This window comes from Kaistella pullorum (assembly GCF_014837035.1).
GTDB lineage: Bacteria > Bacteroidota > Bacteroidia > Flavobacteriales > Weeksellaceae > Kaistella > Kaistella rhinocerotis.
This window is the reverse complement of sequence record NZ_JACSPS010000001.1, coordinates 614922-638623: the sequence shown is the minus strand read 5'-3', so window position 1 is coordinate 638623 and position 23702 is coordinate 614922. Positions and strand designations below refer to the sequence as shown.

The following is a 23702-nucleotide window of genomic DNA, read 5'->3' as shown; positions in this document are numbered from 1 at the left end:
AGGTTTTTCTTAATTTAGCCCTCATTAAATAATTTATCAATGAAAAAAGTATTTTTACTGCTCACCTTTATGATGAGCTTTCTGCAGCTGAAAGCCGATGAGGGTATGTGGCTGATGACCATGATCAAAAGACTAAATGGTACAGACCTTCAGAAACAGGGGTTGAAACTCACACCTGAAGAGATATATTCTGTAAATCAATCCAGCCTTAAAGACGCCATCGTGCAGTTTGGCGGCGGATGTACTGCCGAAATGGTTTCTAAAGAAGGATTACTTTTTACAAATCACCACTGTGGATACGGACAGATCGCAGCACTTTCAACACCTCAGAAAGACCATCTTACGAACGGCTTCTGGGCAATGAAAAAAAGCGAAGAACTTCCGGCACCGGGACTTTCAGTTCGCTTTCTGGTAAGAATGGATGATGCTACAAGCCGCATCAATGCGAAACTGAATAACAACATGACTGCCGAGCAAAGAAAATCGGTGATTGATGCAGAATATAAAGCAATCCAGACAGAGAACTCTGAAAACGGAAAATACACCGTGGTTGTAAGAGATTTCTTTAACGGAAATGAATTCTACTACTTTGTATACCAAGATTTTAAAGATGTAAGATTGGTAGGAACACCTCCAAACGCGCTAGGTAAATTCGGTGGTGATACCGATAACTGGGAGTGGCCACGTCATACAGCAGATTTCTCTGTTTTCCGTGTGTATGCTGATGCAAACGGAAACCCAGCTGAATATTCGCCGACCAACGTTCCAATGAAGCCTAAGCATGCACTTCCGATTTCTCTTAAAGGTTATCAGCCTGGTGATTTTACTATGATCGTAGGTTTCCCTGGCCGTACTAACCGTTACCTTACTTCTTTCGGTATAGAGCAAATGGTGCAGAAAGATTATCCGGCTTGGGTGGAAGCGTCGAAAGTAGCGATGGACGTGATGAAAAAATACATGGACACAGACCAAGCCACGAAGCTTGACTATGCTTCACAGTATGCATCTGTTGCAAACTATTGGAAAAACCGTCAGGGAACTATCGATGCGGTAAATAAAAACGGTACGATCGCTGACAAAAAGCGTCTAGAAGACAAGTTCCTCGTGTGGGCGCTTCTTCCGGAAAACGAAAAGATGTACGGCAGCGTTCTTAATGATTTAAAAGCCAATTACACGCAGTTCTCAAGCCGAAACGTGGAGCGTAACTATTCTTCACAGCTTCAGCGTAACGCAAAATACATCATGATTGCTTACCAACTTGGCTCCATGCTGAAATCGTATGCTGATCAGGATGCTGCAGGACAAGCTGCAATGAAACCTAAGGTGACTGAAGCAATCGACAGAATGTACGATGGTTTCAATACCAAGCTTGAAGGCGAGATGCTGAATTCAATGGTTGCACTTTATCAGCAGCGTGTGAAAAAAGAAGACGCATCACCATCTTTGATGGCAGTAGATGCCAAAACGCTTTCAAACACAGCTTACGCCTCGGTTTTTGCGACTAAAGAATCTGCAATGAATTTCCTTAACAACCCGGACAGACTGAAAATCGATGCAGATCCAATGATGAAAATTGCAAACGGTTTTGTAAACGACCAGAAACTTGCGGGCGAGAAATATGCAAAAGTAGATGAGGCATTCGCTAAGAACAGCCGCATATTTTTAGATGGTTTAAGAAAATCTCAGCCGGAAAAAGCGTTCTATCCGGATGCAAACTCTACGATGAGACTTACCACAGGTACAGTACAGACTTTGCCGGTACGTAACGACAGAAATTATTTCGGAATCAACCAAAAGAACAACTATTACACAGATATCAACGGAATGGTTGCCAAATACAAAAAAGGAGATGAGGAATTTGATCTTCCGCAGGATTTCCTTGATTTGGTAAAACGTAAAGATTTTGGTCAGTACAAAGACAAGAAAGGTTTCATGCCTGTAAATTTCCTTTCAGATAACGACATTACAGGTGGAAACTCAGGTTCGCCGATTCTTGATGGAAACGGACACCTTTTAGGTCTTGCATTCGACGGAAACAGTGAAGCATTGAGCGGCGATATCATCTTCGACCCGAAACTGCAGAAAACGATCAACGTTGACGTAAGAATGGTTCTTTGGATCATCGAAAAATATGGTAAAGCAGGTCACCTGATCAGTGAAATGACGTTAGTGAAATAATTAATTTTCAACAATTATTCAGCCCACCGAAGTCTTTTGGTGGGTTTTTTTATGAACGAAATTGATCTATATTTGAATAAGAAAAAAAATATATGTATTTCGAAAACTTTGAAAAGGAAGATAAAATTATTGATTTGATGAAAGCCAATCTGGTTTCAATTAAATTTCTCGTATTATTTACTGTAATCTTTGCAGTGCCATTTTTCATCATATGGCAGAACAGTTTTTCCGGTAATTTATTCGACAGCGATCATATTTTTGTGAATTTATTTTCACCTCTTGTCGGGATGATTATAGGAATCATAATTCACGAATTAATCCACGGTATTTTTTTTGCTATGTATGCGCGAAAGGGTCTTAAATCTGTAAAATTCGGAATTCTGTGGAAAATGCTCACACCTTATTGCCATTGCAAAGAACCTCTGAAAATCCGGCATTATATCATCGCTTTACTGGCTCCATTCATTGTATTGGGTATTATTCCGGGAATCATCAGTTTATTCACTGGAAATCTTATTCTACTCGTTTTCGGAATTGTATTTTCAGGTGCTGCGGCAGGTGATTTAATGATTTATCAGTTAATCAAAAAAGAAGATCCCGACGATTTTGTTCAGGATCATCCTACGGAAGCCGGTTACACGATTTTCAGACAAAAATAAAGCGGAGAAAATTCTCCGCTGTTTTTTATTGTTCATTTTCCGGTTCCAGCATGCCAAGTTCGCCGTAATGTTTTTTGAATTTGGCGATTTTCGGACCAACCACCGCGCTGCAGTAAGGCTGATTCGGGTTTGCGTTATAATAACCCTGGTGATACTGTTCCGCCGGCCAGAACTTCTCAAACTTTGTGATTTCAGTTACATATTTACCATTCCATCTTCCGGAGGCCTCAGAGGCTTTCATCGCAGCTTCAGCTTTCTCTTTTTCAGTCTCATCTTTATAGAAAATCACGGAGCGGTACTGCGTTCCGATATCATTTCCCTGACGGTTCAGTTGCGTAGGATCGTGAAGAAAGAAAAATACGTCCATCAATTGTTCGTAAGAAATTATTTTAGGGTCGTAGGCTATTTCCACCACTTCAGCATGGCCGGTCTCGCCGGTGCAAACTTCTTCGTAGGCGGGATTCGCTTTGTGGCCGCCAGAGTAGCCGGATACCGCTGCATCTACACCTTTCAGCATATTAAAGCAGCTTTCCACGCACCAGAAGCATCCGCCACCAAAGGTGATATATTGCAAATTGTCTTTATCCATTTTCGGGGTTCTATTTAAAGGTTTTTTCGCCTCCTGACCGTTACATGAGGTCAGAATTAATGACATCAAAAATACTAAAATGTTTTTCATACTGTGATAACGGTTATCTATACTTAAAATTTTAAAAATTGTTCTTTTTTCCGATGGCAGCGGGTACTTCCATGATTCAGAAACAAAAATGAACATCTTAATGATGTTCATTTGTTATTTTTAAGTCTCTACTTTTCCCAAACCAAAGCACTTGCACCCAGGATCGCGGCATCCGCTTCGTCCAGTTCGCTGAACACGAGCCTTACTTTATTACGGAAAATAGGCAACAGGTTGCGCTCCATGTGCAGTTTTGTAGGTTTTAGTATGAAATCTCCTGCCTTGATCACGCCACCAAACAGCAAGATGGCTTCCGGTGAAGAAAACATGACAAAATTAGCCAATGCCTCACCGAGCTTCTGGCCAGTATATCTAAAGACCTCAATTGCCGTAGGATCACCCTTTTTCGCACATTCGTGTACTACTTTTGAATTGATTGCCTCCTCCGGATAATCATTCAGCATTGAATCGGGGAATTCTGCGCGCATCTTTTTGGCAGTGATCGCGATTCCGGTTGCAGAAGCATACGCTTCCAAAGAACCTTCAGAACCAGTACTCCAATGTTTCCGGCCACCCGGTTTTACGATCGTATGTCCGAGTTCACCGGCAAAACCATCGTGACCGTAGATAAGTTTTCCGCCAGAGATTATTCCACTGCCCACACCGGTTCCCAAGGTCATCATGATGAAATCTTTCATGCCGCGCGCCGCTCCAAACATCATTTCGCCGTAAGCCGCTGCGTTGGCGTCATTAGTCATCTTGCAAGGAACACCGAACTTTTTCGTTATCAGTTCAGCAAATGGAATGACACCTTTCCAACGGAGATTCGGTGCCTGCTCGATCGTTCCTCTATAATAATTGGCATTCGGAGCACCCACGCCAATGCCGTCAAATTGCTTTTGGCTGGAATGTTTCGCAAGATGAGGGCTTACAGCCTCATACAGCGCTTCGATAAAGTCTTCGGGATGTTCGAAACTGTCCGTGCGCATCCTCCCTTTCTCAAGGATTTCGCCACGATGGTTTACGATGCCGAATTTGGTGTTTGTACCGCCAATATCAACGCCTAATGCTACTTGCTTCGACAAATCTACTAATGCCATCCAATAATTATTAAGACGCTAAAAATACGAAAAATTCATATTATGTTTAAAAAAACTTCACCATGCAATGCATGATGAAGTCGTTTAAATTAGTCGTTATGTACTGAATTTACGCGGGAATTTCGCCTTTGTAAAGGAACGAAACAATTTCCTTATTCACTTTTTCTACCATTTCGCTGAAGAGGTAGAAAGACTCTTGCTTGTAAATAACCAAAGGATCTTTTTGCTCATAAACGGCACCTTGTGAAGAACGTCTCAGGTCGTCCATTTCTCTGAGGTGAAGTTTCCAGTTTTCGTCAATGATCGCCAATGAAATATTTTTCTCGAAATCGTTAATCAGCGATTCACATTTAGTTTCGAATGCTTCTTTCAGGTCTGTAACCACGGTCATCGTCTTTATTCCGTCTGAAAACGGTACCTGAATCATCTTGAAGAGTGATCCCTGATTTTGGTATACATTCTCAATGATCGGGAACGATTTTTCTTTCAACAGATCCAGTTTCATCCGGTAATCTTCTGTAGCTGCCTTGAATACGATGTTTGCAAGTTCCGGAACCTGTTTTGTCTTAAAGTCGTTTTCAGAAACCGGCGCTTCCATGGTGAAATGTTTGATGATCTCATATTCAAACTCTTTGTAGTCGTTCTCCAGTTTTGTCTTTGTAACGATGGATTGTGACACATCAAAGATCATATTGGAGATGTCATATTTAAGATGATCACCAAAAAGTGCATTCTTTCTTCGCTTGTAGATCACGTCGCGCTGCTTGTTCATCACATCATCATACTCCAAAAGTCTCTTACGGATCCCGAAGTTGTTCTCTTCTACTTTTTTCTGCGCGCGCTCAATGGATTTAGAAATCATGCTGTGCTGGATGACCTCGCCTTCCTTATGACCCATTCTGTCCATCATTTTCGCAATTCTTTCGGAACCGAAAAGACGCATCAAATTATCTTCAAGCGACACGTAAAACTGCGAACTACCTGGGTCTCCCTGTCTTCCAGCTCTACCACGAAGCTGACGGTCAACACGACGGGAATCGTGTCTTTCAGTACCGATGATCGCCAGACCACCGTTGGCTTTCACCTCGCCCTGAAGCTTGATGTCTGTACCACGTCCTGCCATGTTGGTTGCGATTGTCACAACGCCAGGTCCACCGGCCATTGCTACGATTTCCGCTTCCTTTGCATGGAGTTTCGCGTTCAGTACGTTATGCTGAATCTTTCTTAACTGTAAAGCTCTGGAAAGCAACTGCGAAATTTCAACCGAGGTAGTTCCTACAAGAACCGGTCTTCCGGCAGCTGTAAGCCTTTCAATTTCCTCAATTACAGCGTTATATTTTTCACGGTTGGTTTTGAAAACCAAATCCTGTCTGTCATCACGGATAATCGGCTTGTTGGTCGGAATTACCACTACATCAAGTTTGTAAATCTGCCAAAGTTCGCTTGCTTCTGTTTCCGCAGTACCCGTCATACCCGCAAGCTTGTTGTACATACGGAAGTAGTTCTGAAGTGTGATCGTAGCGAAAGTCTGCGTCGCAGCTTCTATCTTCACATTCTCCTTCGCTTCAATAGCCTGATGTAAACCATCAGAATATCTTCGACCTTCCATGATACGGCCCGTCTGCTCATCTACAATTTTCACCTCTCCGTCGATCACCACATACTCATCGTCTTTTTCGAAGAGTGTATAAGCTTTCAGAAGCTGGCTTAATGTATGTACGCGTTCAGATTTTACGGCAAAATCGCTGAAAAGTTTTTCCTTAGCTTCAAATTCTTCTTCTTTAGTTAAATTTTTAGCCTCCAGTTCAGCGATTTCGGTGGCGATGTCATTAAGGACGAAGAAATCTTTGTCTTCGTTGCCTGCTGACATATATTCCACACCTCTGTCGGTAAGGTCGATTTGGTTATTTTTTTCGTCGATTACAAAGTATAGATCTTTGTCAACCTTCGGCATTTCTTTGTTGTTGTCGGCCATGTATTGGCCTTCGGTTTTCTGAAGAAGTGCTTTGTTTCCGCTTTCAGAAAGAAATTTGATCAGAGGACGTGATTTTGGTAAACCGCGATACGCCTGAAGTAATTTGAAACCACCTTCTTTGGTGTTTCCGTTCGCGATTAATTTTTTGGCCTCATTAAATATAGCAGATACTGTTTTCTTCTGGATTTCTACAATTCTGTCTACAGAAGGCTTCAGCACATCATATTCCTGACGGTCTCCCTGAGGAACCGGACCTGAAATAATAAGCGGTGTACGCGCATCATCTACCAAAACGGAGTCTACCTCATCCACAATTGCAAAATTCAGCTCACCCTGAACGAGTTCTGTAGGTGAAGTCACCATATTGTCCCGCAGGTAATCGAACCCAAATTCGTTATTGGTTCCATAGGTGATGCTGCACTGATATGCTTTTCGGCGTGCATCAGAATTAGGTTGATGACGGTCAATACAGTCGATCGTCATGCCGTGGAACTGATATAGTGGACCCATCCATGCGGAGTCACGTTTAGCTAGGTAGTCATTCACGGTTACTACGTGAACCCCACGGCCGGTAAGTGCATTAAGATAAATAGGTAAAGTTCCGACAAGCGTTTTACCTTCACCGGTAGCCATTTCGGCAATTTTTCCGCTGTGCAGCACTACTCCACCGATGAACTGAACATCATAATGAACCATATCCCAAACTACCGGAGTCCCGGCAGCATCCCATTTGTTCTTCCAAACAGCGGTCTCACCCTCCAGTACGACGAAATCTTTAGTTGCCGCAAGTTCACGGTCAAGTTCGGTTGCACTTACTCGGATCTCGCCGTTCTGAGCAAGTCTTCTTGAGGTTTCTTTCACCAATGCAAAAGCCTCAGGAAGAATCTCATTTAAAATCTTTTCTTCGATCTGATATGAATCTTTCTTGAGTTGTTCAACCTTCGTGAACAGTTCTTCTTTCTCATCTACATTGGAAGAATTCTTAATCTGCTCCTGTACCTGCTCAATCTGAGTGGCGATGGAAGCTGTAGCTGTCTTAATTTTTTCTTTGAATTCTGCCGTCTTTCCACGTAACCCGTCATCGGTAAGTTCCTGAATCTTTGGTTCAACCAGCTTTATCTTTTGAACAACTTTTTTTACTTCTTTAAGGTCAGTTGCATTCTTATCGCCGAGAAAACCTTTCAGAACTGTATCTATAAAACCCATATGTCTGTCGCTTTGTGTCTGCCAAACCTGGCAAAAATGGTGGCACCGCAGTGCCTCATGTTAATAAAATAGGGCTATAGTAATTGCCTAAAGCCCTGAGAAAATTTAGTATTCGTCTTCATTCCAGAGGAAATCGTCATCGGTAGGGTAATCACTCCATACTTCTTCTATGGATTCATAGATTTCACCCTCGTCTTCAATCGCCTGAAGATTTTCCACCACTTCCATAGGTGCACCTGTGCGGATTGCATAATCAATCAATTCCGCTTTGGTCATCGGCCAGGGCGCATCGCTCAGGTATGAAGCCAGTTCTAATGTCCAATACATATCAAATAATTTTTTGCAAAAGTAAAAAAATACGCGACATAAAAAAGTTTTTGTCGCTGATTTCCAATAATATTTGCGTGGTTTTTATTAATTTTTCACGATCCGTTTCTCAAAAACCATTCCACAAACTTTTTTATGCCAAAATGGAAATCTGTGGTCGGCCGATAGTGGAAAAGTGCGCGTGCTTTGGCGATATCTGCATTGGTTCGCAACACATCGCCAGGCTGCATCGGAAGCAACTCTCTTTTCGCATTGATGCTCAGATTTTCCTCAATGGTAGAAAGCATTTCATTTAAAGAGACCATGCGGCTCTCCCCCAGGTTAACGATCTCATAAACACCGGTATTGCGCTCCAGATAATGCATTGCGCCAGTCACTCCGGCAATGATGTCATCTATATAAGTATAATCCCGCGCTGTAGTGCCGTCCCCAAAAAATGGTACTGACTCTCTGCTGCTTATGAGTTTTGCGAACTTATGAATTGCAAGATCAGGTCTTTGCCGCGGACCGTAAACTGTGAAGAATCTAAGATGAATCATATCTATATGATAAAGATGATGATAAACATGACCTAAAATTTCGGCAGATCTCTTAGTGGCAGCGTAAGGTGAAACCGGCTGATCCACAGAATCCGTTTCGGTAAAGGGAATTTTTTCATTATTTCCGTAAACGCTTGAGCTTGAAGCGCATATCACTTTATTTACATTAAATTCAGCACAGATTTCCCACAGATTTATACTTCCGTTTACATTGACCTCACCATATCTGCCGGGCTGTTCGATTGATGGTCTTACACCGGCTAGTGCCGCCAGATGTACTACCATATCTATTTTATGTTTCCGGAAAATCTTCCCAAGTCCTTCAGCATCGCGAATGTCCTGATAATAAAGCCGGTAGCGGTCTGATTCGGTTTCGAAAATGAGTTTCTGAATATCATGTTCCTTTTCATTAAACGGGAATTCGAAACTTTTACCCACAGACTCCAGTGTGTTGCGGATTTTGATTCGATAATTATAAAAATCATCAAAGTTGTCAACATTAATGACAGAATGTCCGCTATGTAAAAGACACTCTACTAAATGCGACCCTATGAAACCGCTGCCGCCGGTGATCAGATAATTCATCTACTGTTTTTTGTGACAGACAAATTTAATTAAAAGCAAATCATTATTTTTACTGAAACAATAATGTTATGCAGTTTAGCGGCCAACTCCTAAAGATGTTCACGCAGAACGGAAAACCGATACAATATTTCCTAAATCTTTCACATGACCTCATCAACCTGAATCAGGTTATAGGAAAAAACCTAACGATAAAACATGTTGGATATGAGTGTGTATCGTGCCGCAGCGACGAAAAAATATACCGCATGGGCTTCTGCAAACGCTGCTTTTTCGAAAGTCCCTACGCCAGCGACACCATCATCCGGCCTGAACTTTCTACTGCGCATCTCGGCATCGGGGAGCGGGATCTGGAGGTTGAACAGCAAATTCAGCTGGCGCCGCACATCGTGTATCTGGCTTATACAGGCGAAGTAAAAGTTGGCGTCACGCGTGAATCACAACTGCCGACGCGCTGGATCGACCAAGGTGCTACATTCGCACTTCCGATTGCCAAAACAACGAACCGATACGAAGCCGGAATGATCGAAGTTGCGCTGAAAGAACATATCGCCGACAAAACCAACTGGAAAAAGATGCTCGAAGACGATTTCGAGGACGATCTCGATCTGGTGGATTTCCGCGAACGCATAAAACATCATTTTCCCGAAAATTTTCAGAATTTTTATACGATGGAGCGCGAAATGCAGCGTCTTGACTATCCTTATGAAGCGCCGGAAAAAATTTCGTCCTGCACCCTTGACAAAAATCCGGAGGTAGGAGGGATCCTGAGAGGGATCAAAGGCCAGTATTTAAGTTTTGAGGGCGGAAATTTCATCAATGTGAGAGCACATGAGGGTTATGTAGTGGAAATTTCGATTACAAAGCCAAAAGAGACGTTGGCATAGTATTTTAATCAGCAAGCTGATGAAAAAAAAATACTTTCGGCTTGCTTCCATAATCCTCGCGGTAATAGTTCTTATTACGCTAATCATCAATTTTGGTGCTAATTTCTGGCTCCGAAATAATCTTGGGGGTTACATTAAAAAAAAATCGGATTACCAGATAGCCTATAAGTCGCTCAACGTCGACCTTTTCAGCGGTGATATTCTTGCGACCGAAGTAGAAATCGAAAACAAAAAAAGCGCTGACCTCAATGTCATCGGGATTAAAGGAAAGGTCGATACCCTTTCAATCAGCCGCCTGGGCATCTACAGCGCACTTTTCAAAAAAGTTATCAGTTCAGATAACCTTTTGCTTGTCAATCCGGATTTGCAGATAAGACTTGCGAAACCTGTCGACGATAAAACAGGTAAAAAGCGAAATCCGGTCTCCATTGAAAACTTAAATATCCAAAACGGAAATATTGCAGTGACCCGGCATTCCGGCCAAAAGTTTATTTCGGTAAAAGATCTTGCGCTGAATGTAGAAAACATACAGATGAGCGAGGAAAGCGTCGAACGAATGCTGCCGCTTATCTTCGACCGTTACGACATACGTGGAAAAGAGTTTTTTTTCAGTCCAACGGAAGTTTACGCAATAACGGCGGAAACAATCACTACGGAAAATGCTAAAATGAGCGTGAGGAATTTCGCTGTGACGCCGCTTATTTCATTCCCAAATTTTGCCCGAACGCATCCAAACCAAAAAAATCTTTACCGTTTCAAGGCTGCTGAAATGACTTTCAAAGATATCGCACTTAGCGAAGAGAAAATTGCTTTGAGCAATGCAAATTTCGACAGTCCTGACCTTCAGATTTTCACCACAAACTCTAAAGCCGTCGCGAAAAAGAAAAATTTCAACCTTACGGTAAATATGGAAGATGTTCAGTTTAAAAATGCAAAAATCAGCGTTCTGCAGCCCAATGGCACACCAAAACTGAGCGCAGGAAACCTCAACGTCAACATCAATAAGTTTCTAATGAACAGCGAGACTTCAAAGTCTACGCTGCCATTCGAGTATGCAGATTTCAGTGTGGCGGGACGGCAAATCAGCTTCGTTTCCGAAAATCAAAATATCACGCTCGCAGCGTTAGCTTTAAACCCGAAATCTGCGGACGTAAGAAATATCCGTCTGAGTCCGGTTTCTGCCAACCGTTCGAAAACCGTAATGGACCTTGATGCGGAAAGGATTCAAGTAAAAATAAATGAACTGAAATTCATCGAACAAAAACTTAAACTCGATGTCGGCAATGTGCTTGTAAATTCGGTGAAGGGAAAAATATTAACCGCTAAAAATCAAGACAAAAAGAACGGATATTCCGGCATACAGTTTCCGCTGAAAATCGGCAATGTAGCACTACGCAACAGCAACATCATCATCGATGACGGAAAATCACCGGTTGATTTCAGGTCTTTAAATGCCAATATCAGGAATATTGAAATGAATTCTTCGACGGTAAAAAACCGTTTTCCATTTAAATTCGGTGCCTACGATGTTACAACGCAGCACTTTGTTTACAATACAGAGTTCTATAATATTAAAGGTGACCGGTTCAAATTCACTAACAAATCCGTACAGATGTCGAATTTTGCCGCAACGCCCAAGCTTTCACGCGCACAGTTCATCCGCCGAATTCCCGCCGAAAAAGACTTGTATGATATTAAAGTAAAGCAGGTTTCAGCAAGCGGAACGTGGGATTTTCTGTCTGAAAATAAATTTATGGACGCTTCACAAATCACTTTAAACGGGGTGAATGCCAACATTTTCCGCAGTAAGATTCCAAAAGATGACCTGACCGAAAAATTATTGTACTCTTCATTACTTCGAAATATGAAACTGCCGATGTATGTACAGAATCTGGAGGTGAAAAATTCGGTGCTCGAGTATGAAGAAGACACGAAAAAGAGCGATGGGCCGGGAAAACTTACGTTCGGAAACTTCAATATGAACGTGAAAAACATAAATTCCGGCAAGATGAAGGGAAAACCGACGCAGGTTTTAATCACGATAAACTGCCGGTTTATGAACGCCTCACCGATGAATGTAAAATGGAATTTTGATGTTTTGAATAAAACTGACGCGTTCTCCATCGCAGGAAACGTAGCGGACCTGCCGGCATCACGGGTGAATCCGTTCATCGAACCTTATCTGAAAGTGCGCGCAACGGGATTGATTTCCGATTTGATTTTTAATTTTAAAGGGAATTACAATGGCCTTGACGGCACATTAAATCTTAAACATCACGACCTGAAAGTCGCACTGCTGAAAGAAGACGGTGAAAAAAACAAACTTTTAAGTGCGGTAGCGAATATATTCGTGCGGTCAGATTCAGGGAAATATCCGGAGTCGGTACAGGTAGAAAACGTGGTTCGGGACCAAACCAAATCATTCTTTAATATGTTCTGGAAGGGCATTGAACAAGGTCTGAAGAAAACGCTGCTCGGCAACAATGCCGAAAAAACCGAGCAGGCCATGAAAAACACCGTTCAGAATACGAAAAACGCGCTCGAAGAAAACAAGGACGACCTGAAGAAAAGCAAGGAAGCGGTTTCAGAAAAAGTGCAGGATACAAAAGAAAAAGTCTCCGGGAAAACCAAAGGACTCAAAAATCTGTTCAGAAAAAAATCCGATTAAGAAAACCGGATTTTTTTTATTTTAGTTATCAAAATTATACCTTTCGTCCTCCTCCACAGGGATTTCACGGATAAAATTATCAAAGTCGGCACCTTCATAATTACTTTGCGCACCGTAAGAATCGATAATAATCCCAATATTTCCGTCTGTAGCCTGAGCTACATAAAGCACAGCATTGTCTTCAGGGCTACTGTCCGCCTCAAAGCGGTATGAGCGCAGTATTTTTAAATCTTGTGGCTGATAAGTTTCGCCATTATCCATCAGTTTCATTTCACCCGCCTCATTCATACAGAATTCGCGCGTCACGTCTTTTGCGGCGAGTTTGGCCAGTACCTGGCTTAGCGTAAGCATTGGTTTCGGTTGCATAATTTATTTTTTTGCTGTAACAACAAATATTGTGCAATCGTGTTCCCTTTTGTTTCAGAAGAGCCGAAAAACACCGCCATAAAGCACAAAAAAAACGCTGGAAAAAATTTCAGCGTTTTTTTTAAGTACCTCGGACGGGACTTGAACCCGTACATCCTTGCGGATACAGGATTTTAAGTCCTGCGTGTCTACCAGTTCCACCACCAAGGCAGGTAGATAAATCTGAGCGAAAAACGGGATTCGAACCCGCGACCCCGACCTTGGCAAGGTCGTGCTCTACCAGCTGAGCTATTTTCGCAATATAGTGCGGATGAAGGGACTCGAACCCCCACGCCTCACGGCACCAGATCCTAAGTCTGGCGTGGCTACCAATTACACCACATCCGCATTAATTAAGAACTTCTTTTCTTTTTTTTTGGTGAGTGCAAATATATAGACTTTTTACATTTGGTGCAAAAGAAATTTCGAATTTTTTTTATTTCTAATTTTTTCAGGCCTGCCATTTCTTTTACTCCTTTAATTTATTACTTTTACATTTTAATAATATAAGACAATGGAACTACAGGGAACAATAAAGAAAATAACTGACGTACAGACATTTGCGAGCGGTTTTCAGAAAAGAGAAATGATCATCCTTACTGAAGAGCAGTATCCACAGCCGATAAGCGTGGAATTTTTGCAGGACAAAGCAGACCTTCTGAATAACTACAGCGAGGGCGATAAAGTGAAAGTAAGCATCAATATTCGTGGCCGCGAGTGGACTTCTCCACAAAATGAAGTGAAATATTTCAACTCAATCGTTGGTTGGAGAGTGGAGAAACTTGCAGAAGGTGGTTTCGAGAATGAACCTGTACAGGCCAGACCTCAGCAAAACGCTTCACAGAGCACACCTTCAGCGGGAACAGACGTTTTCGCGGAAGATGATGATGATTTGCCATTCTAATTTTTGGCTGACAGATAAAACAAAATCCTGCTTTCAGAAAGCAGGATTTTTAAATTTGAGCCTATGATTTACCTCAGTGCCGACGAAATTTCGTTTCCGGACCCTGAACTTTTAGATTCTGAAAGTGGCTTAATGGCAATTGGCGGCGATTTGTCACCTGAGCGGCTCCTTTTTGCGTATCAGCTGGGGCTGTTTCCGTGGTTCAATGAAGGTGAAGAAATTCTTTGGTGGTGCCCTGACCCGCGGTTTGTGCTGTTTCCGTCTGAAGTGAAAGTCAGCAAATCTATGCGGAAAATCCTAAATTCCGCGCAGTTTGTATTTACACAAAACAAGTGTTTTGAAGAGGTGATGCGACAGTGCCAAAGCGTTTACCGTAAAGATCAGGAGGGCACGTGGATTTCCGAAGAACTCATCAGGTCATTCAGTATCCTGCATAAATTCGGTTACGCGAAAAGTTTTGAAGTGTGGCAAGATGAAGACTTGGTCGGTGGATTTTATGGGATCCAGATCGGACGTGTTTTTTGCGGTGAAAGTATGTTTTCGAAAGTGAGCAACGCCTCCAAAGCCGGTTTCCTGAATTTTGCACTAAATGATCCGAATATCGAACTTATTGATTGCCAGGTACATTCAGACCATCTTGAGAGCCTGGGCGCAAAAATGATTTCAAAACACGAATTTTTAAAAATTTTAAAACAGAACAATGAATCCTGAAAAAGAAAAATGGATTTTACTGGTGGTCCTCTCTGTCATTTGGGGTTCTTCATTTATACTCATCAAAAAATCGCTGGAGCACTTCAATCCATACGAGGTTGGCGCATTACGTGTTCTGATCGCGGGCTTATTGTTGCTTCCGGTTGCCGTTCTGAATATCAAGAAATTCCCGCGCAAACATCTGAAATGGCTTATTCTGGCTGCAGTGACCGGAAATTTCATTCCGATGTTCCTTTTCCCAATCGCCGAAACCGCCATCAGCAGTAGTATCGCTGGCATCATTAATTCTATGATGCCCATCTTTGTAATCGTTGTTGGAGCATTAGTATGGAAATTTGAGACGACAAAACGACAAATCATCGGCGTGATGATCAGTTTTACGGGCGCGTGCATCCTGGCATTTTCGGGCGGTGAGGGCGGCGAATTCAAACTCATTCCTATTTTATTGCTATTGCTTGCCACGTTTTGCTACGCAATCAGCACCACCACAGTGAAATCAAAACTCGGCAATATTCCCGCGAAAATCCTTTCAGCATTTGTATTTTCATTTGTGTTGATCATTCCATCAGCTGTCTCACTTGTTTTCGCTGGCTTTTTTAATGATTTTAAAAATGACGTCAATCTTTGGGCAGGTCTCGGCTTTGTGAGTTTACTCTCCATTTTCGGCACAGGCCTGGCGATGATGCTGAATTACAGACTTTTAAATATTTCCACACCGCTTTTCGCATCTACCGTGACCTTGCTGATGCCCGTGGTCGCCATAATCTGGGGCGTAATAGATGGCGAGACACTTACTTTATTGCAATGCATCGGCGCGCTGATTATCCTGGCCGGACTGATATTTTTAAGACAAAAATCGAGCGTGACAGCATTAAAAAAGTAAAACAGCTCAAAATAGGTTGCCAAGCGTAATTATTTTTAAATATTACCCGCTTTTTCTTTTTTTAATATTTCCTAAATTAGCCTAATGTTTATTACAGACTACATTTCCAAAGATTACCCCGCCTTCAACACGGGCGATTCTATAGAGGAAGCTAATGAAGTCGCAAAAGAATTTGGCTATTCACACGTCTTCATCAAGAAAAAAGGCATCTATCAGGGTGCACTGAGTCAACCGTTTCTGGAGGAAAGCCCGGACGGCACTTTAGCCTCATTAGCCATTCATTATGAAAAATTTGCGATCACTGAAGACAGCAATCTGCTTGATTCTATAAAGCTTTTTCACACGTTTAATTCCAATGTAGTTCCGGTCATCAATACAACTGAAAAATATTTGGGTTACCTATCGTGTGACGATATTTTCAATGAATTTTCAAAGTATCCACTTTTCTCGGAAAATGGCGCGGTGATGATCGTTCAGACGAGCGGGCGGCACTATTCTTTGTCTGAAGTTTGCCGAATTGTAGAATCGAACAACGGAAAGATTTACGGCTGCTTCATCAGCGCGGTGAGTGATGATTATATTCAGATTACTTTAAAATTCAATGCCGAAAACACCAGCTCGATAGATGAAACCTTCGAGCGGTACGGCTACAGCGTTGTGCAAAAATTCTATGATGATGAAAAAGAAGACCTACTGAAAGACAGATTTGGTTTCTTAGGGAAATATCTTCAATTTTAAGCGCATGAAGGCAGCGATCTATTCTCAAAAAAGTGATCTGGACACCTTTCTATACCTGAGCAGATTTGTGTCTGAGCTTGAAAAACGCGGCATACAGTCTATTTTGTTCGAAGAAATGGCGAGTGCGATGGAATTTTCGAAGATCTTCGAAACTTTTTCGCGGAAGGAAGATCTTCAGGAACAGAAAGTGGACTGGTTTTTTACCTTCGGTGGTGACGGAACCATCGTAAATTCACTTCTTTTCGTGCAGGATCTCGAGATACCTGTCGTTGGTGTGAACACCGGTCGTCTCGGATTTCTTTCGAGTTTTACAAAGGAAGAAGTTTTCCTTAAACTCGATGATATCATAAAAGGCAATGTAAACGTTAGCCGGCGTTCAGTAATCGAAATCATTTCGCCGGGGAAATCGATGTTTTTTCCGTTTGCACTGAATGACATCACGATCTCACGCAAGGAAACCACCGCGATGATCACGGTAGATTCTTATATCGACGGTGAATTTCTGAATATTTTTTGGGGCGATGGTGTCATTATTTCTACACCAACAGGTTCTACGGCCTACTCGCTGAGTTGCGGCGGACCCATCATTACACCGAACAATAATACTTTTGTCATCACGCCGATAGCACCGCACAACCTGAATGTGCGTCCGCTTATCGTGAATGATGATGTGGAAATCCGCCTGAAGGTTGAAAGCCGTGTTCCGCAATACTCGCTGTCTTTGGATTCGAGGCTGGTTCATATGCAGACCGACGTAGAAATCGTGCTTCGTAAAGCCCGATTCGAGATTTTGCTGATACACCCGAAAGACCTGAGTTTTTACGAAACCATTCGGCAAAAACTGCTTTGGGGCAAGGACAAGAGAAACTAAAGCTTTAGCATAAAATTCTTAACTTTACAGACCTTTTTTAAGTACAATTATTCCTAAAAAAACAAATTATGAGCAGACGTTTCCCGGCAGGTGTTGCCACAGGCGATTTAGTGACCGAAATCTTCGAATATGCGAAGCAAAACAATTTCGCTCTTCCGGCGGTAAATGTAATCGGTTCAAGTAATGTGAACGCGGTTCTGGAAACGGCCGCGAAGCTGAACTCACCTGTCATCATTCAGTTTTCTAATGGTGGCGCGGCTTACAATGCAGGAAAAGGCCTTAGCAACGATGGCCAGAAAGCAGCAATTGCGGGTGCGGTTGCGGGTGCTAAACATATCCATACTTTAGCCGAAGCGTATGGCGCAACTGTGATTTTGCATACAGATCACTGCGCAAAAAAACTTTTACCATGGATTGACGGTTTGATGGACGCGAACGAAGAATTCTATGCTCAAACAGGAAAATCGCTCTATTCATCACACATGCTTGATTTGTCTGAAGAACCGATTGAGGAAAACCTTGATATTTCTTGCAAATATTTCGAAAGAATGGCCAAAATGGGCATGACGCTTGAGATCGAACTCGGTGTAACTGGTGGAGAAGAAGACGGCGTAGACAACTCCGGTGTGGATTCATCTAAACTTTATACGCAGCCTGACGAGGTGGCTTATGCCTATGAAAGACTGAATGCAATATCTCCGAATTTTACCATCGCGGCAGCTTTCGGTAATGTTCACGGCGTGTACAAGCCTGGTAATGTGAAACTTACTCCTAAGATTCTCGATAATTCACAGAAATATGTTCAGGAAAAATTCGTAACATCAGATAAGCCGGTAAACTTTGTTTTCCATGGCGGATCGGGCTCTACTGTTGAAGAAATTCGTGAAGCCATTGGCTATGGTGCCATTAAAATGAATATTGATACTGATCTTCAGTTTGCTTATACCGAAGGAATCAGAGATTACATGACCGGAAATATCGAGTACCTCAAAAGTCAGATCGGGAATCCTGACGGTGACGATAAACCGAACAAAAAGTTCTATGACCCAAGGGTTTGGGTAAGAAAAGGCGAAGAAACTTTCATGACGAGACTGGTTCAGGCTTTTGAGGATCTGAACAACGTAAATACACTTTAAAATATACTTTTTAAGTTTCTGAATTAAATTTAAGCTGCAAAAGTTGCCGTTTTTAAATTTAAATCTGGAACCTGAAAACCTAAAATTATACGAATGGCATTTGACTGGTTTAAAAGAAAAGCTAAAAACATAACCACTTCAACAGAGGACAAAAAAGATGTCCCGCGTGGGCTCTGGCACCAGACACCGACAGGCAAGATCATCGAGCATGAGGAACTGAAAGCAAACAACTATGTTTCGCCTGAAGACGGATTCCATGTAAGGATTGGAAGCCGCGAATTTTTCTCAATCCTTTTTGATGACAACAAGTACACAGAGCTCGACGCTAATGTAGAGAGCGTTGATATGCTGAACTTTAAAGACACCAAATCTTACACAGACCGTCTGAAGGAGGTGAAAACCAAAACGAAACTCACAGATTCTATACGAAATGCTGTAGGAACGGTGAACGGCGAAAAAATAGTGATTTCGTGTATGGATTTTGCATTTATCGGCGGGTCTCTCGGCTCGGTGATGGGCGAAAAAATTCGCCGCGCAGTAGATTACTGTATTGCCAATAAACTTCCGTACATGATCATTTGCCAATCTGGTGGTGCGCGTATGCAGGAAGCCACTTACTCGCTGATGCAGCTTGCCAAAGTTCAGGCAAAACTTGCCCAACTTTCAGAAGCAGGCTTGCTTTACGTCGCGTATCTGTGCGATCCAACTTTCGGCGGAATCACGGCTTCCTTCGCGATGACCGCAGACATCATCATGGCTGAGCCGGGCGCGCTGATCGGATTTGCGGGACCGAGGGTGATCCGTGAAACGATTGGTAAAGATCTGCCGGAAGGTTTCCAGACATCTGAATTCCTTCAGGAAAAAGGTTTCGTAGATTTCATTGTAAAACGAACAGAAATCAAAGAAAAGGTATCGAAAACCGTGCGGCTTTTGGTTCACTAACAAACCATTAAAATTTACAGTCTCTCCTTTTCTAAAGGAGAGATTTCTTTATGAGAAAAACTTTACGCGTTTTTTACAATACTCTGAAAACCCTGAGCTTCACCAAGTTGCTGCGGATTCTCAAGTTGTGCCTTCCTAATCCGTTACTCACTATACTTGCGACTTACGCTACGCTGAGGAGCTTTGTACTGGCACAGAAGTTTTTCCCAAAGACCAGTTCAACTAATGGCGTCGGGAATGCGTTTCGCCATGCACTTTGGTGCTGCCTTATCATGATGTACTGCTGCAAGATCACATCGCCTGAAAAAGCGCTGAGTTTCTGTAAAAAACTTACCGATCTGCACGAAGAACTATTTCCGAATGAGCCACTGGAAAGACAAATGGACCTGCATAACAATGAGATTGGAATGCAGCTTTTCATGGAACTTTTGCCGGGCATTCACCGTCAGTTTTTCGAGAGCAGTTTTTTTATCGAGAAGCTTTTGGTAAAAATAAAAACCGCCAAAATCCTTTCAGATCCTGGCGGTGACTATAGTGGAAATTTGGTTTATCTTAAAAAATAGTGGCGCTTAGTTTTTCTTAATTCTGTAAAGTTTACCACTGTCTGAGATAGCATACAGGTTTCCGTCTTTAGCACTGTGCACATCGCGGATCCTGTCATTCTGATCAGTCATTAGCCATTCTTCGCCTACTACTTTATTATTCTCAATGACGAGTCGGATAATTTTCTGTCCGCTCAGGCAACCCACCATCAGATTATTCTTCCATTCATCGATGTTTCCTTTGTAGAAATCCATTCCACTCATTGAAATCGAAGGATCCCAATAATACACTGGCTGCTCAGTGCCCGCCTTCTGTGTGGTTCCATTATTGATTTTTTTTCCGCTGTACTCTATGCCGTAGGTTACATCGCCCCAACCATAATTCTTTCCAGGTTGAATCAGGTTGATTTCATCGCCACCTTTCGGCCCCATCTCCCCGTCCCAAAGCTGGCCTTTATGATCGAGCGCCAACCCTTGAGGATTACGAATCCCCGTCGCGTAAATCTCCGGTTTCCAGCCTGAAATTTTTGGATTACCAGGCGCAGGTTTACCATCGGTAGTGATCTTAAGAACTTTACCTAAATACGCATCCTGACGCTGAGCATACGGCCGCATTTCCATATCTGACCGTTCACCGGTACTTACAAAAAGATGTCCGTCACGATCGAATACGAGGCGGCTGCCAAAATGTTTATCGCCATCATAAGTAGGTGTGGCGCGGAAAATTACGGTTGCATTCTCGATATTTTTTTCGTCCATTGAAAGTTTTCCTTTCGCAACAGCAGTATGATTTCCACCGGAAACAGGTTCAGAAAAGGACCAGTAGATCATTCGGTTTGATGCAAAATTCGGGTCCAGCGCCACGTCGAGGAGTCCGCCCTGCCCTTTTGAATCCACTTTAGGCAAACCTTCAACTTTCATTACGTTCTGTCCGTCAGCTGAAACGATACTCATGTAACCGGTTTTTGAAGTGATCAGCAAACGGCCATCCGGCAATGTGGTCATACCCCACGGCTTTTCAAGGCTTGAATTGATTACTTCCACTTTGTAAGGTGTATTGGTTTTCACGCCGGCAATGCGCGTCTGACCTTCAAATGCAGGCTGATATTCCGGTGAATTTTTAGCGGCGGTTTCGGGATTGCTCAGGGTTCCGTTTGGCTGCGTTTTAGGTTCCTGATAGGAATTGTGGTTGGTACCACCACAAGAACTTAGAAAAACGAGACCGCAAACAGGTAATACTTTCAATAAATAAGTAATCATGATATAATTTTTTGCCCTTCGGAATGCAATAATTGTTCCGTGAAACATCTGGAAAGTTTAAGTTATTTCTTTAAATATGAACAAGACGCAATTATACTTTTTCGTGCTGATAATGAAAGTGGTACAGTTATTCGGCACCAATTTTTGTATTTTTGCAGATTGGAAGAATATTTGTTCTTTCTTGAGATATATTATGAAATTTAAATTAAAATCTGAATTCAAACCCACCGGTGACCAGCCACAAGCCATTGAGAAACTGGTGAAAGGTCTTGAAATCGGCGAAAAATATCAAACATTACTCGGCGTTACCGGTTCGGGTAAAACCTTTACTGTAGCTAATGTTGTGAATGAAGTTCAAAAACCTACTTTGGTTTTGGCTCATAACAAGACGCTTGCTGCCCAGCTTTTTATGGAATTCAAAGAATTCTTCCCCGAAAATGCGGTAGAGTACTTTGTGAGCTACTATGATTATTACCAGCCCGAGGCATTTATCGCGTCCACAAATACCTACATTGAAAAAGATTTATCCATCAATGAAGAAGTTGAGAAACTAAGACTTTCGGCCTCTGCGAGTTTGCTTTCGGGCAGACGTGATGTACTAATCGTAGCCTCGGTTTCCTGTATCTATGGTATCGGTAACCCGACAGAATTCAATAAATCTTTAATCGAGCTGAAGAAAAGCAGCAAGATTACACGGACAGATTTTTTACACAAATTAGTCAATGCACTGTATGCAAGGACATTAAATGAGTTTACACGCGGTACTTTCAGGGTGAAAGGCGACGTGATCGATGTGTATCCGGCATATGCTGATAATGCGGTGCGCGTGCAGTTTTTCGGTGACGAAATAGAGAAAATCCACAGTTTCAATCCGCTTACCGGAAATGTGATGTCGGAGTTTGACGAAATGAATATCTATCCCGCCAACCTTTTTGTGACCTCGAAAGAAACCCAGCACAGCGCCATCCGGGAGATTCAGGACGATATGGTGAAGCAGGTCGACTTTTTTAATTCGATTGAAAAACCATTTGAAGCAAAACGACTGCAGGAAAGAACCGAACTTGACCTCGAAATGATGAAAGAACTCGGCTACTGCAGCGGAATTGAAAACTATTCGCGTTATTTTGACCGCAGATTGCCCGGTACCAGACCTTTCTGTTTGTTAGATTATTTTCCGAAGGATTTCCTAATGGTGATTGATGAAAGTCACGTTACGGTGCCGCAGGTCCACGCAATGTACGGCGGAGACCGCAGCCGTAAAGAAGTGTTGGTAGAACACGGTTTCCGGCTTCCCGCCGCCATGGATAACCGTCCGCTGAAATTTGAGGAGTTTGAGGCGATGCAAAATCAGGTGATTTATGTCTCAGCCACGCCGGCAGACTATGAACTTGAAAAAAGTGGCGGCGAATATGTAGAACAGATCATACGGCCGACCGGACTTTTGGATCCCGTTATCGACATCAGACCGACGATCAATCAGATTGATGACCTCATCGAGGAGATCCAAAAGCGTACGGAACTGGACGAAAGGGTTTTGGTGACCACTTTAACCAAAAAAATGGCCGAGGAACTGACCAAATATTTCACACGGTTTGGCATCCGCACGAGATACATTCACTCCGATGTGGAAACGCTGGAGCGAATCCAGATTATGCAGGATCTTCGTGTAGGGCTTTTTGATGTGTTGGTGGGCGTCAACCTTCTCCGTGAGGGTCTCGATTTACCTGAAGTTTCACTGGTTGCGATTTTGGATGCTGATAAGGAAGGAATGTTGCGTTCACGCCGCTCATTAGTTCAAACGATTGGGCGTGCGGCAAGAAATGTGAACGGAAAAGCCATACTTTACGCTGATAAAATGACCGGTTCCATGCAGCGCGCGATTGATGAAACCAACTACAGACGTCAGAAACAGATGGAGTATAATGAGAAGAACGGATTGGTTCCGACCTCTTTAAACAAGAAAATTTCCGAAGTTTTGGTTGGCCGCAGCAAAGATTTTCCGGATCCTAAATACACGCAAAAGGAAATCCTTAAACAGGTTGCCGAAGATAAAGCCAATTTTGGCAAAGATGCCACCGTTCTGATTGCAGAAAAACAAAAAGCAATGGAAGCGGCTGCGCGGAATCTTGATTTTATAAAAGCAGCTAAATTGAGGGACGAAATCGCTGCGCTGAAGGCGTGATCAATAATTCAGAACTGATTCTTTGGAACTTAATCAGTTGGGATTAAGGTTATTGTTGCGGGAATGAAATTTAGATCTAAAACTTATAAACCTTATTTTTTGAAGTGCCATAATTCACCTTTCCGCGAATAGGGATAAGCAAATCCATCAACCCGTTTACTTTAATCTCATAAATCGTACTCAGCTGCATGCCCAGCTTACCTTTTGGCATTCCCTGGCGGTGCATCCACTCCAGGTAATGCACCGGAATATCGGCGATTACAACGTCTTTATACTTGCCAAAAGGCATTTTCTGGATGCAGATTTCCTCCAGGATCTGCGGATTCATCAT

General features: G+C 42.6%; 21 protein-coding genes and 3 tRNA genes. 13 read left to right on the top strand and 11 right to left on the bottom strand.

Annotated features, from left to right (window positions below):
- Positions 1 to 39 precede the first annotated feature (39 nt).
- Both H9628_RS03025 and H9628_RS03020 read left to right on the top strand, forming a co-directional pair.
- Positions 40 to 2178 carry a S46 family peptidase gene (locus H9628_RS03025; protein ID WP_251832634.1) on the top strand — a complete coding sequence of 713 codons (2139 nt, stop codon included), beginning with the start codon at positions 40 to 42 and terminating at the stop codon, positions 2176 to 2178.
- 92 nt (positions 2179 to 2270) lie between these two features.
- Positions 2271 to 2837, top strand: a complete 567-nt coding sequence (locus H9628_RS03020; RefSeq protein WP_251832633.1) for a DUF3267 domain-containing protein — start codon at positions 2271 to 2273, stop codon at positions 2835 to 2837.
- Between the two features lie 25 nt (positions 2838 to 2862).
- Here the strand turns inward: H9628_RS03020 and msrA are convergent, their stop codons facing one another.
- From msrA to H9628_RS02995, 5 genes are all read right to left on the bottom strand, one after another.
- Complete coding sequence (gene msrA / locus H9628_RS03015; RefSeq protein ID WP_251832632.1) at positions 2863 to 3516, bottom strand: peptide-methionine (S)-S-oxide reductase MsrA; 654 nt, start codon at positions 3514 to 3516, stop codon at positions 2863 to 2865.
- Positions 3517 to 3644: 128 nt separating this feature from the next.
- Positions 3645 to 4613, bottom strand: a complete 969-nt coding sequence (locus tag H9628_RS03010) for an ROK family protein (RefSeq protein WP_251832631.1) — start codon at positions 4611 to 4613, stop codon at positions 3645 to 3647.
- 109 nt (positions 4614 to 4722) lie between these two features.
- On the bottom strand, positions 4723 to 7794 hold the full coding sequence (gene secA, locus H9628_RS03005) for a preprotein translocase subunit SecA (protein ID WP_251832630.1): 3072 nt from the start codon (positions 7792 to 7794) through the stop codon (positions 4723 to 4725).
- 105 nt (positions 7795 to 7899) lie between these two features.
- Positions 7900 to 8121 (bottom strand): DUF2795 domain-containing protein, encoded by a 222-nt coding sequence (locus H9628_RS03000; RefSeq protein WP_015807225.1) that lies wholly within the window; start codon positions 8119 to 8121, stop codon positions 7900 to 7902.
- A gap of 95 nt (positions 8122 to 8216) precedes the next feature.
- Entirely contained in the window at positions 8217 to 9245 is a 1029-nt protein-coding gene (locus tag H9628_RS02995; protein WP_251832629.1) for a GDP-mannose 4,6-dehydratase, read from the bottom strand.
- 68 nt (positions 9246 to 9313) lie between these two features.
- On the opposite strand from H9628_RS02995, the gene H9628_RS02990 reads away from it, so the two are divergent.
- On the top strand, positions 9314 to 10129 hold the full coding sequence (locus H9628_RS02990) for a DUF2797 domain-containing protein (protein ID WP_251832628.1): 816 nt from the start codon (positions 9314 to 9316) through the stop codon (positions 10127 to 10129).
- A gap of 19 nt (positions 10130 to 10148) precedes the next feature.
- Positions 10149 to 12797, top strand: coding sequence for an AsmA family protein (locus H9628_RS02985; RefSeq protein WP_251832627.1), 2649 nt, complete (start codon positions 10149 to 10151; stop codon positions 12795 to 12797).
- Positions 12798 to 12818: 21 nt separating this feature from the next.
- Here the strand turns inward: H9628_RS02985 and H9628_RS02980 are convergent, their stop codons facing one another.
- The 4 genes from H9628_RS02980 to H9628_RS02965 form a co-directional block, all read right to left on the bottom strand.
- Complete coding sequence (locus H9628_RS02980) at positions 12819 to 13163, bottom strand: hypothetical protein (RefSeq protein WP_251832626.1); 345 nt, start codon at positions 13161 to 13163, stop codon at positions 12819 to 12821.
- A gap of 126 nt (positions 13164 to 13289) precedes the next feature.
- Positions 13290 to 13373 (bottom strand) — tRNA-Leu (locus H9628_RS02975).
- 15 nt (positions 13374 to 13388) lie between these two features.
- Positions 13389 to 13461 (bottom strand) — tRNA-Gly (locus tag H9628_RS02970).
- A gap of 7 nt (positions 13462 to 13468) precedes the next feature.
- Positions 13469 to 13550, bottom strand: a tRNA-Leu gene (locus H9628_RS02965).
- A gap of 166 nt (positions 13551 to 13716) precedes the next feature.
- Between H9628_RS02965 and H9628_RS02960 the strand changes: the two genes are divergently transcribed.
- From H9628_RS02960 to H9628_RS02925, 8 genes are all read left to right on the top strand, one after another.
- On the top strand, positions 13717 to 14106 hold the full coding sequence (locus H9628_RS02960; RefSeq protein WP_251832625.1) for a DUF3127 domain-containing protein: 390 nt from the start codon (positions 13717 to 13719) through the stop codon (positions 14104 to 14106).
- A gap of 63 nt (positions 14107 to 14169) precedes the next feature.
- Positions 14170 to 14817 (top strand): leucyl/phenylalanyl-tRNA--protein transferase, encoded by a 648-nt coding sequence (aat, locus tag H9628_RS02955; protein WP_251832624.1) that lies wholly within the window; start codon positions 14170 to 14172, stop codon positions 14815 to 14817.
- A complete protein-coding gene (locus H9628_RS02950) occupies positions 14807 to 15700 on the top strand; it encodes a DMT family transporter (RefSeq protein WP_251832623.1) in 894 nt (297 codons plus the stop codon). Before aat ends, H9628_RS02950 begins: the two co-directional genes overlap by 11 nt.
- Before the next feature lie 84 nt (positions 15701 to 15784).
- Positions 15785 to 16438, top strand: a complete 654-nt coding sequence (locus H9628_RS02945) for a CBS domain-containing protein (RefSeq protein ID WP_251832622.1) — start codon at positions 15785 to 15787, stop codon at positions 16436 to 16438.
- A gap of 4 nt (positions 16439 to 16442) precedes the next feature.
- Positions 16443 to 17309 carry an NAD kinase gene (locus H9628_RS02940; protein ID WP_251832621.1) on the top strand — a complete coding sequence of 289 codons (867 nt, stop codon included), beginning with the start codon at positions 16443 to 16445 and terminating at the stop codon, positions 17307 to 17309.
- 68 nt (positions 17310 to 17377) lie between these two features.
- Positions 17378 to 18445, top strand: a complete 1068-nt coding sequence (gene fbaA, locus H9628_RS02935) for a class II fructose-bisphosphate aldolase (RefSeq protein ID WP_251832620.1) — start codon at positions 17378 to 17380, stop codon at positions 18443 to 18445.
- Positions 18446 to 18538: 93 nt separating this feature from the next.
- Complete coding sequence (gene accD / locus H9628_RS02930) at positions 18539 to 19387, top strand: acetyl-CoA carboxylase, carboxyltransferase subunit beta (RefSeq protein WP_251832619.1); 849 nt, start codon at positions 18539 to 18541, stop codon at positions 19385 to 19387.
- Positions 19388 to 19437: 50 nt separating this feature from the next.
- Positions 19438 to 19950 (top strand): DUF6973 domain-containing protein, encoded by a 513-nt coding sequence (locus tag H9628_RS02925; RefSeq protein WP_251832618.1) that lies wholly within the window; start codon positions 19438 to 19440, stop codon positions 19948 to 19950.
- Between the two features lie 6 nt (positions 19951 to 19956).
- Here H9628_RS02925 and H9628_RS02920 read toward each other — a convergent pair whose 3' ends face one another.
- On the bottom strand, positions 19957 to 21189 hold the full coding sequence (locus H9628_RS02920) for a PQQ-dependent sugar dehydrogenase (RefSeq protein ID WP_251832617.1): 1233 nt from the start codon (positions 21187 to 21189) through the stop codon (positions 19957 to 19959).
- Positions 21190 to 21382: 193 nt separating this feature from the next.
- Here H9628_RS02920 and uvrB point away from each other — a divergent pair, with 193 nt between their 5' ends.
- Positions 21383 to 23371 carry an excinuclease ABC subunit UvrB gene (gene uvrB, locus H9628_RS02915; protein ID WP_251832616.1) on the top strand — a complete coding sequence of 663 codons (1989 nt, stop codon included), beginning with the start codon at positions 21383 to 21385 and terminating at the stop codon, positions 23369 to 23371.
- Positions 23372 to 23447: 76 nt separating this feature from the next.
- On the opposite strand, the gene H9628_RS02910 is transcribed toward uvrB, so the two are convergent.
- A complete protein-coding gene (locus tag H9628_RS02910; protein ID WP_251832914.1) occupies positions 23448 to 23699 on the bottom strand; it encodes a DUF3820 family protein in 252 nt (83 codons plus the stop codon).
- Between the last annotated feature and the right edge of the window lie 3 nt (positions 23700 to 23702).

Bases quoted from the DNA above. Each gene is read 5' to 3' on its own strand.
- H9628_RS02995 (WP_251832629.1), bottom strand. From the start codon at position 9,245: ATGAATTATCTGATCACCGGCGGCAGCGGTTTCATAGGGTCGCATTTA.
- H9628_RS03000 (WP_015807225.1), bottom strand. From the start codon at position 8,121: ATGTATTGGACATTAGAACTGGCTTCATACCTGAGCGATGCGCCCTGG.
- H9628_RS02980 (WP_251832626.1), bottom strand. From the start codon at position 13,163: ATGCAACCGAAACCAATGCTTACGCTAAGCCAGGTACTGGCCAAACTC.
- H9628_RS03020 (WP_251832633.1), top strand. From the start codon at position 2,271: ATGTATTTCGAAAACTTTGAAAAGGAAGATAAAATTATTGATTTGATG.
- H9628_RS02920 (WP_251832617.1), bottom strand. From the start codon at position 21,189: ATGATTACTTATTTATTGAAAGTATTACCTGTTTGCGGTCTCGTTTTT.
- fbaA (WP_251832620.1), top strand. From the start codon at position 17,378: ATGAGCAGACGTTTCCCGGCAGGTGTTGCCACAGGCGATTTAGTGACC.
- H9628_RS02910 (WP_251832914.1), bottom strand. From the start codon at position 23,699: ATGAATCCGCAGATCCTGGAGGAAATCTGCATCCAGAAAATGCCTTTT.
- H9628_RS02950 (WP_251832623.1), top strand. From the start codon at position 14,807: ATGAATCCTGAAAAAGAAAAATGGATTTTACTGGTGGTCCTCTCTGTC.
- H9628_RS03010 (WP_251832631.1), bottom strand. From the start codon at position 4,613: ATGGCATTAGTAGATTTGTCGAAGCAAGTAGCATTAGGCGTTGATATT.
- H9628_RS02940 (WP_251832621.1), top strand. From the start codon at position 16,443: ATGAAGGCAGCGATCTATTCTCAAAAAAGTGATCTGGACACCTTTCTA.
- H9628_RS02985 (WP_251832627.1), top strand. From the start codon at position 10,149: ATGAAAAAAAAATACTTTCGGCTTGCTTCCATAATCCTCGCGGTAATA.
- accD (WP_251832619.1), top strand. From the start codon at position 18,539: ATGGCATTTGACTGGTTTAAAAGAAAAGCTAAAAACATAACCACTTCA.
- aat (WP_251832624.1), top strand. From the start codon at position 14,170: ATGATTTACCTCAGTGCCGACGAAATTTCGTTTCCGGACCCTGAACTT.
- H9628_RS02960 (WP_251832625.1), top strand. From the start codon at position 13,717: ATGGAACTACAGGGAACAATAAAGAAAATAACTGACGTACAGACATTT.
- H9628_RS03025 (WP_251832634.1), top strand. From the start codon at position 40: ATGAAAAAAGTATTTTTACTGCTCACCTTTATGATGAGCTTTCTGCAG.
- H9628_RS02925 (WP_251832618.1), top strand. From the start codon at position 19,438: ATGAGAAAAACTTTACGCGTTTTTTACAATACTCTGAAAACCCTGAGC.
- H9628_RS02990 (WP_251832628.1), top strand. From the start codon at position 9,314: ATGCAGTTTAGCGGCCAACTCCTAAAGATGTTCACGCAGAACGGAAAA.
- uvrB (WP_251832616.1), top strand. From the start codon at position 21,383: ATGAAATTTAAATTAAAATCTGAATTCAAACCCACCGGTGACCAGCCA.
- msrA (WP_251832632.1), bottom strand. From the start codon at position 3,516: ATGAAAAACATTTTAGTATTTTTGATGTCATTAATTCTGACCTCATGT.
- secA (WP_251832630.1), bottom strand. From the start codon at position 7,794: ATGGGTTTTATAGATACAGTTCTGAAAGGTTTTCTCGGCGATAAGAAT.
- H9628_RS02945 (WP_251832622.1), top strand. From the start codon at position 15,785: ATGTTTATTACAGACTACATTTCCAAAGATTACCCCGCCTTCAACACG.